This window comes from Paenarthrobacter sp. R1, from assembly GCF_030264015.1.
Lineage (GTDB): Bacteria > Actinomycetota > Actinomycetes > Actinomycetales > Micrococcaceae > Arthrobacter > Arthrobacter ureafaciens.
The window spans coordinates 4703416-4715396 of sequence record NZ_CP127115.1; the positions used below are offsets into that span (position 1 = coordinate 4703416).

12 protein-coding genes are annotated in these 11981 nt (G+C 63.2%); all 12 read left to right on the forward strand.

Features of this window, described 5'->3' with window-relative positions; all coding sequences use genetic code 11:
- The first annotated feature begins 24 nt into the window (after nucleotides 1–24).
- The 12 genes from arc to tatC all read left to right on the forward strand — a co-directional run bounded on the left by arc (nucleotide 25) and on the right by tatC (nucleotide 11960).
- Nucleotides 25–1833 (forward strand): proteasome ATPase, encoded by a 1809-nt coding sequence (arc, locus tag QN084_RS22275; protein ID WP_021470489.1) that lies wholly within the window; start codon nucleotides 25–27, stop codon nucleotides 1831–1833.
- A gap of 50 nt (nucleotides 1834–1883) precedes the next feature.
- Nucleotides 1884–3500: a depupylase/deamidase Dop gene (gene dop / locus QN084_RS22280; protein ID WP_069694425.1), complete on the forward strand. Its 1617-nt coding sequence runs from the start codon at nucleotides 1884–1886 to the stop codon at nucleotides 3498–3500.
- Between the two features lie 115 nt (nucleotides 3501–3615).
- On the forward strand, nucleotides 3616–3819 hold the full coding sequence (locus QN084_RS22285; protein WP_062096884.1) for a ubiquitin-like protein Pup: 204 nt from the start codon (nucleotides 3616–3618) through the stop codon (nucleotides 3817–3819).
- Between the two features lie 76 nt (nucleotides 3820–3895).
- On the forward strand, nucleotides 3896–4705 hold the full coding sequence (gene prcB, locus QN084_RS22290; protein WP_021470492.1) for a proteasome subunit beta: 810 nt from the start codon (nucleotides 3896–3898) through the stop codon (nucleotides 4703–4705).
- A 1-nt stretch (nucleotide 4706) separates the two neighbouring features.
- On the forward strand, nucleotides 4707–5414 hold the full coding sequence (gene prcA / locus QN084_RS22295) for a proteasome subunit alpha (protein WP_021470493.1): 708 nt from the start codon (nucleotides 4707–4709) through the stop codon (nucleotides 5412–5414).
- Nucleotide 5415: 1 nt separating this feature from the next.
- Nucleotides 5416–6780 (forward strand): Pup--protein ligase, encoded by a 1365-nt coding sequence (gene pafA, locus QN084_RS22300; RefSeq protein ID WP_021470494.1) that lies wholly within the window; start codon nucleotides 5416–5418, stop codon nucleotides 6778–6780.
- A gap of 136 nt (nucleotides 6781–6916) precedes the next feature.
- Nucleotides 6917–7843, forward strand: coding sequence for an FKBP-type peptidyl-prolyl cis-trans isomerase (locus QN084_RS22305; protein WP_069694426.1), 927 nt, complete (start codon nucleotides 6917–6919; stop codon nucleotides 7841–7843).
- Nucleotides 7844–7928: 85 nt separating this feature from the next.
- Nucleotides 7929–8324, forward strand: coding sequence for an FKBP-type peptidyl-prolyl cis-trans isomerase (locus QN084_RS22310; RefSeq protein ID WP_021470496.1), 396 nt, complete (start codon nucleotides 7929–7931; stop codon nucleotides 8322–8324).
- Between the two features lie 93 nt (nucleotides 8325–8417).
- Nucleotides 8418–10439: a helix-turn-helix transcriptional regulator gene (locus QN084_RS22315; RefSeq protein ID WP_021470497.1), complete on the forward strand. Its 2022-nt coding sequence runs from the start codon at nucleotides 8418–8420 to the stop codon at nucleotides 10437–10439.
- Between the two features lie 9 nt (nucleotides 10440–10448).
- Entirely contained in the window at nucleotides 10449–10811 is a 363-nt protein-coding gene (locus tag QN084_RS22320; protein ID WP_021470498.1) for a hypothetical protein, read from the forward strand.
- 36 nt (nucleotides 10812–10847) lie between these two features.
- Nucleotides 10848–11117: a Sec-independent protein translocase subunit TatA gene (gene tatA, locus QN084_RS22325; RefSeq protein ID WP_021470499.1), complete on the forward strand. Its 270-nt coding sequence runs from the start codon at nucleotides 10848–10850 to the stop codon at nucleotides 11115–11117.
- Between the two features lie 6 nt (nucleotides 11118–11123).
- Nucleotides 11124–11960, forward strand: a complete 837-nt coding sequence (gene tatC / locus QN084_RS22330) for a twin-arginine translocase subunit TatC (RefSeq protein WP_083261858.1) — start codon at nucleotides 11124–11126, stop codon at nucleotides 11958–11960.
- Nucleotides 11961–11981 lie beyond the last annotated feature (21 nt).

The window sequence follows — 11981 nt, forward strand, 5'->3', positions numbered from 1 at the left end:
AGCGCAGGAAGGGGCTGATGAATCGTGGATACGTCGAACAACGACATTGGACGGCCGACGCCGGAAGAAGCGAATGCCGCAGCGGAAGAGGCTGCCCGCCAAAGGCGGGGCGCCATCCAACCGCCGGACCCTTCCAGTGAATTGACTGTGGCTGAGCGGCAGATCAACATCCTGAGGGACAAACTCCGCCACATCGACCGCCAGCTCGCAGCCGCCACCCAGAACAACAGCAAACTGGTCAACATGCTGGAAACAGCCAAGGCTGAGATCCTCCGGCTCAAGGGTGCCCTCGAGCAGGAAGGCCAACCGCCGTACAGCTTCGGCACCGTTGTCCAGATCAATCCCCGCCGCCAGCCGACGGCAGGAAATTCCGGCCAGGCGGCCACTGAAGAGTCAGTGGACATCTTCAACGCCGGCAGGAAGATGCGGGTTGGCATCAGCCCGTTGGTTAACGTCAACCAGCTCGCAGTCGGGCAGGAAGTCCTCCTCAACGAGGCACTCCTGGTTGTTGCGGCGCTCGGCTATGAACGCGCCGGCGAACTGGTAACGCTCAAGGAGCTTCTGGGCAAGGACCGTGCCCTGGTGGTCGGCCGCGCTGACGAGGAACGCGTTGTCCGGCTCTCGGGTGCCCTCCAAAACGTCCACCTGAAGGTGGGAGACGCACTGTCGCTGGATTCGCGGACGGGCTACGCCTTGGAAAAGGTGCCCCGCGCCGAGGTTGAAAACCTCGTGCTGGAGGAAGTCCCTGACATCACCTACCAGGACATCGGCGGCCTCGGTCCGCAGATCGAACAAATCCGCGACGCCGTTGAACTGCCGTTCCTGCATCCCGACCTCTACCGGGAGCATGGCCTCAAGGCACCCAAGGGAATCCTCCTTTACGGTCCTCCGGGTTGCGGCAAGACGCTCATCGCCAAGGCCGTGGCCAATTCCCTGGCTGCCCGGGCTGCCGAGCGGGCAGGCAACACCGACCTCAAGAGCTACTTCCTGAACATCAAGGGGCCGGAGCTCCTGGACAAGTACGTCGGCGAGACCGAGCGGCACATCCGCCTGATCTTCGCCCGGGCCCGCGAGAAAGCTTCGGACGGCAGCCCCGTCGTGGTGTTCTTCGACGAGATGGATTCGCTGTTCCGCACCCGCGGCACCGGTGTCTCTTCCGACGTCGAGACCACCATCGTCCCGCAGCTGCTCAGCGAGATCGACGGCGTGGAACGGCTCGACAACGTCATCGTGATCGGTGCCTCAAACCGCGAGGACATGATCGACCCCGCCATCCTGCGGCCGGGCCGCCTGGACGTGAAGGTAAAAATCCAGCGGCCCGACGCTGAGGCAGCAGCTGACATCTTCGGCAAGTACATCACCACCGACCTGCCGTTCCATGCCCAGGACCTCGCCGAATACGGCGGAGATGTCCAGGCCACGGTGGATGCGATGATCCAGCGGACCGTGGAGGCGATGTACTCCACGGAGAAGTCGAACGAATACCTCGAGGTCACCTATGCCAACGGTGATACGGAGATGCTGTATTTCAAGGACTTCAACTCCGGGGCAGTCGTGCAAAACGTGGTTGACCGCGCCAAGAAGTACGCCATCAAGGACCTCCTCACCAACCACCAAAAGGGCCTGCGGATCGACCACCTGCTCAAGGCGGTAGTGGATGAGTTCCGCGAGCACGAGGACATGCCCAACACCACCAATCCGGACGACTGGGCCCGGATCTCGGGCAAGAAGGGTGAACGCATCACGTACATCCGCACCATCGTCCAGGGCAAGGCCGGCCAGGAACCCGGCAAGTCAATTGAAACTACGGCGAATACGGGCCAATACCTGTGACCTCACGAGACGACAACCTGCCCCAGGAGAAACTGCCTGCAGGCGGGGCAATGCGCGTCATGGGTTCGGAGACGGAGTATGGGATCCATGCTCCGTCTGCGCCCGGCGCCAATGCCACCATGATGTCTGCCCGGATCATCCAGGCGTACGCGACCGTCACGCGGCAGCGTGCTGCCGGGGGAGCGGAGACGCGCTGGGATTACACCGACGAGGAACCACTCCACGACACCCGGGGCTGGACCTTGGAACGTTCGGCCGCGGATCCGAGCCAGCTCACCGACCAGCCGCCGGTGCTCGACGCCGAGGCAGTCGCCTTGGCGTACGGGCGCCAGGAACTGGAACTTGACGGCGCGGACGAATCCGGCTCCCTCCTGATGAACATGGTGCTCGGCAACGGCGCCAGGCTGTACGTAGACCACGCCCACCCCGAGTACTCCAGCCCCGAAGTCACCAACCCGCGCGATGCCGTGACCTGGGACGCAGCAGGGGACCTGGTTGCCTTGGCCACGGTGCGCAAGGTTGCCGCAGATACCAACCTGCCGCCGATTAACCTCTACAAGAACAACACAGACAACAAGGCCGTATCCTACGGCTCGCACGAGAACTACCTCATGCCGCGATCGGTTCCTTTCGGCGACATCATCCGCGGGCTGACTCCGTTCTTCATCTCGCGGCAAGTGGTCTGCGGGGCGGGCCGCGTGGGCCTGGGGCAGGATAGCTCCACCCCCGGCTACCAGATCAGCCAAAGGGCGGACTTCTTCGAGGCTGAGGTAGGCCTTGAGACGACCATCCGCAGGCCGATTATCAACACCCGGGACGAACCGCACGCCACGGCGGACAAGTACCGCCGCCTGCACGTCATCATCGGCGACGCCAACCTCAGCCAGCTGTCGAACTTCCTTAAGTTCGGCACCACTTCCATGGTGCTAAGCCTCATCGAGGCCGGCCAGGCGCCCAGGATCGAGGTCCATGAGCCGGTTCACGCCCTGCAGGCGGTCAGCCACGACACGAGCCTCACCGCCACCGTACGGCTCATGGACGGCCGTCACGTGACAGCCCTGGACCTGCAGTGGATGTACTTCGAGGCGGCGGCGAAGCTCGCCCAGGAAACCGGCGTCGCGGACGCCATCAGCGGTGACGGCCACACCCATGAGGTGCTGGAGCGCTGGGAGTCCACGCTGACGGCGCTGGGCACGGACCCGGCGACGGCAACGTCCGTGGAATGGGTGGCCAAGAAGTCGCTCCTGGAGGGCTACCGCAGCCGCGACGGTCTGGAGTGGGATGACGCCCGGCTTGGCCTCGTGGACCTGCAGTGGTCAGATATCCGGCCGGAGAAAGGCCTCTACTACCGGCTGCTTTCCAGGAACCGCATGCTGCGGATAGTCGACGACGCCGATGTCACCAGGGCGGTCAGCGAACCGCCGGTGGATACCCGTGCGTACTTCCGCGGTAAATGCGTTTCCACCTTCGGCAAGGACGTCGTGGGAGCCAGCTGGGACTCGGTTATTTTCGATGTCCCGGGACTGGGAAAACTGCAGCGCGTACCCACCAGGGAGCCATTGCGCGGTACGCAGGCGCTCACGGAACCACTGTTCCGGAAGCACCAGGAAGCAGGCCCGTTCCTTGCCGAGTTGCTTGGCCGGAAACCTGCGGCGCCCCGAGACTAACCAACAGCAGTCACCTGCGGAAACAGCCCGGCCGAAGCCGGGCGGAGCAGCCCATCGCGTGGCAATATGGCAGTAGGAAGTCCGCATCCCGCGGACGGACAGTAGGGAGAAAGAAATGGCAGGTCAGGAGCAGCAGCAACCCCAGGCGCGGGAAACTGAGACTGAAGTCGACGTCCCGGAGGCACCTCCCGCCGCTCCTGAGGCCCAGGCCTCGGAAGCTACGCAAGGCGTGGATGATCTCCTCGACGAAATCGATGGCGTCCTGGAATCCAACGCCGAGGAATTCGTGAGGGCTTTCGTCCAAAAGGGCGGCCAGTAACGAACCACCACAGGATGTACTGCCCGGCCGGCGCGAGGCCGCCGGGCATCGGAATGCGAGTCGAAGGAGTGCAGCAATGCAGGACCCATCAATCGGCCCCCTGGCCAACCAGGCAACGTCTTCATTCACAGAGCATCTCCAACGCTCGCGTCCCGAACTCCTTCCGTTCAACCAAACACTTCCCGCCGGCGCAGCTCCGGCTGCACCGCACGCCACCACCATTGTGGCCATGACCTATGCCGGCGGCGTGCTGATGGCCGGCGACCGGCGGGCCACCATGGGCAATGTCATCGCGAGCCGGCACATTGAGAAAGTCTTTCCCGCAGACCAGTACTCCGTGCTGGGCATAGCCGGCACCGCAGGCCTCGCGATCGATATCACCCGGCTGTTCCAAGTCGAGCTGGAGCATTACGAGAAGATCGAAGGCACGCTCCTCAGCCTGGTGGGCAAAGCCAACCGATTGGGGGCCATGATCCGGGGCAACCTGCCCATGGCGATGCAGGGGATGGCCGTCATACCGCTCTTTGCCGGATTCGACCACGGATCCGCCACCGGCAGGCTCTTCTCCTACGACCTGACGGGTGGCCGGTACGAGGAGTACGAGCACCACTCGGTCGGCTCGGGTTCCGTTTTTGCCCGGGGTGCCCTGAAAAAGCTGTGGCGGCCGAACCTTAGCGAGGACGAAGCCGTGGCTGTCGCCGTCGAATCCCTCTACGACGCCGCCGACGACGACTCCGCAACCGGGGGACCGGACCCCGTCAGGCAGCTGTGGCCGGTGGTGTACGCCGTTAACCGCGCCGGTCACAGGAGGATTCCGGAACGGGAACTCGCTGCGATTTCGGCGGCCATTGTCGAATCACGCGCTATCGCCGGACGGGAGGCCTGAGATGACGCAGCAGTTCTATGTCTCACCTGAGCAGCTGATGAAGGACCGCGCGGACTTTGCGCGGAAGGGCATCGCCCGCGGCCGCTCGGTCATCGTCATCAGCTGCGCGGACGGGATCGCCTTGGTGGCTGAGAATCCCTCTCCTTCGCTGCATAAAATCGGCGAGATATACGACAAAATAGCGTTCGCTGCCGTTGGGAAGTACAACGAATTTGAGAGCCTGCGGCAGGCAGGGGTCCGCTACGCCGACGTGCGCGGCTATTCCTACGACCGCGAGGACGTCACCGCCCGGGGCCTGGCCAGCGTCTACGCCCAGAGCCTCGGCGCCGTCTTCACTGCCGAACAGAAACCCTTCGAGGTGGAACTGGCCGTAGCAGAGGTTGGCCCCCGGCAGGAGCTGGACCACTTGTACAGGCTCACCTTCGACGGCTCGATTGCCGACGAAAACGGCTTTGTGGTGATGGGCGGTGTCGCGGACCAGATTTCGGACGTCGTCAAGGACACCTGGGACGCCGGCCTGGACTTTCCAGGCGCGCTGCGGCTGGCCCTGCGTGCCCTCGCCGCGGACAAGGACGTGGATGCCCTGCCACCGACGGCCGTCGAAGCCGCCGTCCTGGAGCGCGCATCCGAAAGCAGCCGCGGAACACGCCGGGCTTTCCGTCGCCTGCTCCCCGAGGATCTTGCCCAGTTGCTCGTTGAGGAGGCCTGAAATGGACAAGCGGATATTCGGCATCGAAACTGAGTTCGGGATCTCATATTCGAGCCCCGATTCCAGGCCCTTGGCGCCGGAAGAGGTAGCAAGGTACCTCTTCCGCAAAGTAGTCAGCTGGGGCAGGTCTTCCAACGTCTTCCTGACCAACGGTTCACGGCTGTACCTGGACGTCGGCTCGCATCCCGAATACGCCACAGCCGAGTGCGACGATCTTGCTCAGTTGATTGCCCATGACCGCGCCGGGGAACTCATCCTGGACGACCTCGTGGACGAGGCCCAGGCGCGCCTGGCCGCCGAAGGTTTCAACGGAACCGTGTACCTGTTCAAGAACAACACGGACTCGGCAGGAAACTCCTACGGCAGCCACGAGAACTACCTCATACCGCGGCGCGGTGAGTTCTCCCGGTTGGCCGAGATCCTGATTCCCTTCCTGGTGACGCGGCAACTGATCGCCGGCGCGGGAAAAGTGCTTAAGACCCCGCACGGGGCCACCTTCGCCTTCTCGCAGCGGGCGGACCACATTTGGGAAGGCGTTTCTTCGGCCACCACAAGGTCCCGCCCCATCATCAATACCCGTGATGAGCCTCACGCGGACGCCGAGTTCTACCGCCGTCTGCACGTCATCGTGGGCGATTCGAACATGTCGGAGACTTCCGCCCTGCTCAAAGTGGGCACAGTGGACCTGATCCTCCGCATGATTGAGGCGGGCGTCATCATGCGCGACATGCGCATGGAAAACCCCATCCGGAGCATCCGCGAAATTTCCCATGACCTCAGCGGCAGGGCGCTGGTCCGCCTGGCCAACGGCAGGCAGCTCTCAGCACTGGACATCCAGAGGGAGTACCTGGCCAAAGTCACAGAGTTTGTTGCAGCCAACGGGGCCCACAATCCACACGTGCCGTTGATCATCGATCTTTGGACCAGGACGCTCGACGCGATCGAGAGCGGGAACAGCAGCAGCATCGACACCGAAGTTGACTGGGCCATCAAGAAGAAACTCATGGAAGGCTATATGAAGCGCCATGACATTGGCCTGGATTCGCCGAGGATTGCCCAACTCGACCTCACCTACCACGACATCTCGCGGCAGCGGGGCCTGTTCTTCCTCCTCCAGTCAAGGGGAGCGGCACGGCGATTGGTCACGGAGACCGAGGTGAAGGATGCCGTGGACGCTCCGCCGCAGTCGACGCGGGCCAAGCTGCGGGGAGACTTTGTCCGTCGGGCGCAGGAACTGGGCCGTGACTACACCGTGGACTGGGTCCATCTCAAGCTCAATGACCGGGCGCACCAGACCATTCTCTGCAAGGATCCGTTCCGCAGCGTGGATGAGAGGGTCGACGCCCTCCTTGACTCTATGAGCTGACTCCCAGCTTCGGCGGTTACTCTGGATGTTGGTCTCTTTCCAAGAGGCACCTGATTGGATGCGGCACGGCAATGTCCGTTGCTCGAATATCCGTCCGCTGCTCCAATATCCATTGTCCCGACGAAAGTGTCTTTTTGTGCGACGACTCCTAGCCACACTCCTTCCTGTCCTGCTGCTGTTGACCGCGTGCGGAGGCGGGGATGCCACCGAATCAGAGCCCACGAGCAAGTCCACGGGAGACATCTCCAAGCTGTCCTCCCTGAAGGTAACCGACAACGGTGACGACAAGGCCCCGGGGCTTGATTTCACCAAGCCCCTGGCTGTCTCCGAACCCACCGTCAAGGTTGTGGACGAAGGCGACGGGGAAACGATCAAGGCCGGCCAGACCGCCGAACTGGCGTATATCGCCGTCGACGGTACCGATGGCAAGACCATTGAGGATACTTACCCTTCCGGCCCCCAGCCGATCGAGCTGGGCGAGGACCTGAAGGCAGGCAACGAGGCCATCTACAACGCTATTGTCGGCGCCAAGGTCGGCTCGCACGTTGCTTTCGCAGCTCCCGGCAACGCCTCCGCCAGCGGACAAGCGGGCACCCAGATCGTCGTGTTCAAACTGCTTGGTGCCAAGGAGACCCCCAAGGCCCTTGAGAAGCCTGAAGGCGAAACCGTGACCCCGCCCGCAGGCCTGCCCACGGTCAAGGAGAACGAGCAGGGCATTCCGGAAATCTCCGTGGCGGGCGTCGCCGCTCCCAAGGAACTCGTCTCGCAGGACCTGATCAAGGGCAATGGCCCCGTGGTGAAGGAAAGCGACACCCTGACCGTCAACTACGTGGGTGTCACCTTGAAGGACGGCACCAAGTTCGATTCCAGCTATGATCGCGGCAAGCCCACCAGCTTCCCGTTGACGGGCGTCATTAAGGGCTGGACGCAGGGCCTCGCCGGCAAGACCGTGGGCTCCCGGGTCCTCCTTGTCATCCCGCAGGATCTTGCTTACGGCGCCGAAGGCCAAGGCGAGGCCAAGGGCGACCTCGTGTTCGTCGTCGACATCCTGGGCGTCAAGTAACAGCCACCGAAGAGCCTGCCGGGCACTTCGCCGGACACCTGGCTTAGGCTTGAACCTGACACCCCACACATTCAGAGGAGCAACCATGTCATTTGGACAGCGCGATTACGACCGCACCAAGCCGGAGATTGAGTTCCCGGAAGGCGATGTACCCACCGAGCTGCGCATCACCGACCTCATTGAGGGCACCGGGGCCGAGGCGAAGGCCGGCGACACCGTGTCAACCCACTACGTAGGCGTTGCTTGGTCGACGGGCGAAGAATTCGACGCTTCCTGGGGCCGCGGCGCTCCGCTGGACTTCCGCGTTGGCGTGGGCCAGGTTATCCAGGGCTGGGACCAGGGCCTGCTCGGCATGAAGGTCGGCGGCCGCCGCCGTTTGGAGATTCCCTCCGAGCTGGCTTACGGCTCCCGCGGCGCCGGTGGAGCCATCAAGCCCAACGAGGCCCTCATCTTTGTTGTTGACCTCGTAGCAGTCCGCTAGGCGCTGCTTCCTGCAAGGGCGCGTCACCTCCGGCTCAACCGGCGGTGACGCGCCCTTGCGGTTTTAAGCCGCGACTTTAGTAACGTAGCAACCGTGTCCGCATCCCGTACTGAACGCCTCCTGAACCTGCTCCTGGCCCTGCTCAATACCAAGGTGGGGTTGAGCCGCGCCGTCCTGAGGGAGAAGGTGTACCGGGGCGCCGCAGACAATGACGCAGCCTTCGGCCGCATGTTTGAACGCGACAAGGTGGACCTCAAGCAGTTCGGCTTCGAGATCGAGACCCTGATGGACACCGGATTCGGCAATGACGATCCCGCCTCTACCCGGTACCGGATCGGCAAGGACTCCAACAGGCTCCCCGACGTGCACCTGACACCTGCGGAGGGAACGGTCCTCCTCCTCGCGGCCCAGCTCTGGGAGAGGGCGGCACTGGGCAAGGCGGCCGCAGATGCCGTGCGGAAGCTCCATGCGGCAGGAGGCTTTAGCGAAGCAGAACTCCCTGCCGGCGTACAGCCGCGGATCAAGCCCGCGGGACAGGCCTTCGACGACGTCGTTGCGGCCATGCATGGCAGGCACCCCATCCGCTTCGGCTACCTGGCAGGAAGCACGAACAGGGAAGAAACCCGCGACGTCGAACCGTGGGGACTCGGCAGCCGGTTCGGCCAGTGGTACCTCGTGGGGTTCGACCTGGGCCGCGGAGCCAAGCGGTTTTACCGGCTCTCCAGGATGACCACGGCGGTCACCGTCCTCACCAACCGTTCCTTTGACCCGCCGGCTGGCTTTGACGCCCGGGCCGAATTGGATTCCCTGCGCGAACTTCCCCTGCGGACGGCCACGCTCGACGTCAAGCCCGGCCGGGTCCTCGCCCTGCGCCACCGCGCCACGGCCGTCACCGAGGGCGCAGGCATCGGACGGGACCTGTTGTCGGTGCCCTTCCGCGACCCGGAACAATTCGCCGAGGAACTCGCCTCCTACGGCCCCCACGTGGCGGTGAGGGAGCCTGCAGACCTGCGCACCGCCGTCGTGCGTCGGCTGGAAGCAGCAGCGGCCTTCAACGCCGCCCCGCCGGTTCCGGTGTCCTTCCCGGACGCTGCGCCCGCCACACGGGCCCGCAAGCGGACATCCGAGGACCAACTGGCCAGGATGCTGCAGCTCGTTCCTTTCCTGGTCCACCATCAGGGACTGCATATCCAGGAGGTGGCGGACCACTTCGGGATCACGCGGAAGGCCCTCATCGACGACCTGAAGATCCTCATCTGTTCGGGACTTCCCGAGGGGTACCCCGACGATTTGTTGGACATCCAATGGGAGAACGACCATGTCTACATCACCGAACACCTGGACTTGAGCCGCCCGGTCCGTTTCAGCGAGGAAGAAGCAGCAGCGCTGCTGACCGGCCTGGCCATGTTGGGCGACCTCCCTGCGCTGGCGGGACTGCCGGACGGTGACGCCGGGAGCGCCTTGGAATCGGTGACCATCAAGCTTGCCGGCGCAGCCGGGGACGCAGCGAGGCTGGCCGGTTCGGTGGCCGGGGCGTCCGTTGCCCCGCAGCAATCCCAGGCATTTGCCGCCATTTCGCAGGCCTTGCGGGACGGCAGCCAACTGCGCTTGAGGTATCTGTCCCCGCAACGCGACGAGGTCAGCGAACGCGATGTGGACCCGCTGAGGCTCTTTTCCATGGACAACACGTGGTATTTCGAGGCGTATTGCCATAGCAAGTCCGGGATCAGGAACTTCCGGCTGGATCGGATTGAATCGCTCGAGCCCAACGGCCGGCCTGTTTCAATGGCAAGCACACCGGAGACCGACGTCCCGGCCAGGCTTTTTACTCCGGGCGACGACGACGCGGTGGTGGTGCTCCAGCTGACCCGCCAAGGAGCCGGCCTGGCCGATGACTACTACGCCGAACGCACGGCACCAATGCCCGACGGCGGTTTGCTCGCCGAGGTCAGGTTCGGCAGCACGGACTGGTTGCCCATGCTCGTGGCCCAGCATGGGGGATCGGCACGGATCATCGATCCCCTGCAGCTCAGGGACGAGGCCCAGGCCTGGCTTCTGGCGGCCCTGAGGCAGTACAGCGGTCCTTCGTCGGTGCAATCCCGGGAAGCTGGCTAGAATACTCAGATGCCTTGGTGGTTTTGGATCCTTTTGTGGATTGCTCTGATAGCGCTGTCCCTACTGCTTCATCTGACGTTGGGGTACCGCTTGTTCCGGAAGTTCATGGCCACCGTCCGCGAATTGGGGGAGGCCGGAAGGCGCTTCGGTACGCTGCCGAAAACAACAGAAAGCAACACTTTGGTGTCGGCAGCGGAAGCGACCGGGGAACGGCCTGCACCGGGGTCCGCGGTTTTTGCCTCCCCGGAACAGATGCGTCATGATTACGTGACGGCCAAGGCCGCCCGGCGGGAAATTCGCCGCCTCAAGCGCGTCCAGCGCAAAGCCGATCGTGGGCAACCCCAGTCCTTGCACGACATAGAATTCAGATAGACGTAGGATGTATCCAAAAGGAAAGGACCTCCACACATGAGGCTTGAAGGCTGGCATCTCATCATCATCATCGTCTTGGCCCTGGTGCTTTTTGCCGCGCCCAAGCTGCCCTCCATGGCACGCAGCATCGGACAGTCGATGCGCATTTTCAAGTCCGAGGTCCGGGAGATGAAGAAGGACGGTGCATCCGAAACGAAGGACACTCAGGCTTCTTCCGACGCCGTCGAAGGCAGGGTTGTGGACCACCCGGACGCAAAGGCAAAGAACAACGGCGAAACGGACGTTCCGCCCTCCAACCGCGTCTAAAGAGAAGTGGTACAGACGAAGGGGCGCAAAGCCAATCCCGAAGCCAGGATGGCGCTGCTTGACCATTTGAAGGAGCTTAAGAACCGGCTCTTCAAGGCAGCCATTGGCGTCATTCTGGGCACAGTGGTGGGCTTCATCATCTACCAGCCCCTCCTCGAGGCCCTGATCAAGCCCATCAAGGACCTCAACGAGAAAGAGGGCCGCGCGGCCACCCTCAACTTCGACGGCGTGGCAAGCTCCTTTGACCTCATGGTCCAGGTGTCGGTGTTCCTCGGCGTGCTCGTTTCGAGCCCGGTCTGGATCTATCAACTATGGGCATTCATCGTGCCCGGCTTGCATAAGAAGGAAAGGAACCTGGCGTTGTCCTTCGTGGCAGCGGCCGTTCCGCTGTTCATTGGCGGCGTGTTGCTGGCATGGCTGGTTTTGCCGAATGCGGTGCGCGTCCTCACGGATTTCACTCCGTCCGGTGCCTCGAACTTCATCAGCGCCGAAATCTATTTGGCCTTCGTCCTGCGGCTGCTGCTCGCCTTCGGAATCGCTTTCCTTGTCCCGGTGGTCCTGGTCGGCCTGAACCTTGCGGGAATCGTCAAAGGCAAGCAACTGGTCAAAAGCTGGCGAATCACGATCTTCCTGGTGTGCCTGTTCGCAGCCATGGCCGCTCCCGGAGCCGACGCCATGAGCATGTTCTACCTCGCAGCTCCCATGCTTCTTCTCTTCTTTGCGGCCATCGCGGTCTGCCTGTGGAACGACCGCCGGCGTGAACGCCGGGCCATTAAGCGAGCTGCTGAGACGGAAGCCACGGCAGATATTGCCACCCCGGCGACCGATCTGGAGAATCTGTAGACACCGGGCTACTAGGCTTGA

Coding starts and splice junctions, on each gene's coding strand:
- prcA (WP_021470493.1), top strand. CDS start 4,707: ATGACGCAGCAGTTCTATGTCTCACCTGAGCAGCTGATGAAGGACCGC.
- pafA (WP_021470494.1), top strand. CDS start 5,416: ATGGACAAGCGGATATTCGGCATCGAAACTGAGTTCGGGATCTCATAT.
- QN084_RS22285 (WP_062096884.1), top strand. CDS start 3,616: ATGGCAGGTCAGGAGCAGCAGCAACCCCAGGCGCGGGAAACTGAGACT.
- prcB (WP_021470492.1), top strand. CDS start 3,896: ATGCAGGACCCATCAATCGGCCCCCTGGCCAACCAGGCAACGTCTTCA.
- QN084_RS22310 (WP_021470496.1), top strand. CDS start 7,929: ATGTCATTTGGACAGCGCGATTACGACCGCACCAAGCCGGAGATTGAG.
- tatA (WP_021470499.1), top strand. CDS start 10,848: ATGAGGCTTGAAGGCTGGCATCTCATCATCATCATCGTCTTGGCCCTG.
- dop (WP_069694425.1), top strand. CDS start 1,884: ATGCGCGTCATGGGTTCGGAGACGGAGTATGGGATCCATGCTCCGTCT.
- QN084_RS22320 (WP_021470498.1), top strand. CDS start 10,449: ATGCCTTGGTGGTTTTGGATCCTTTTGTGGATTGCTCTGATAGCGCTG.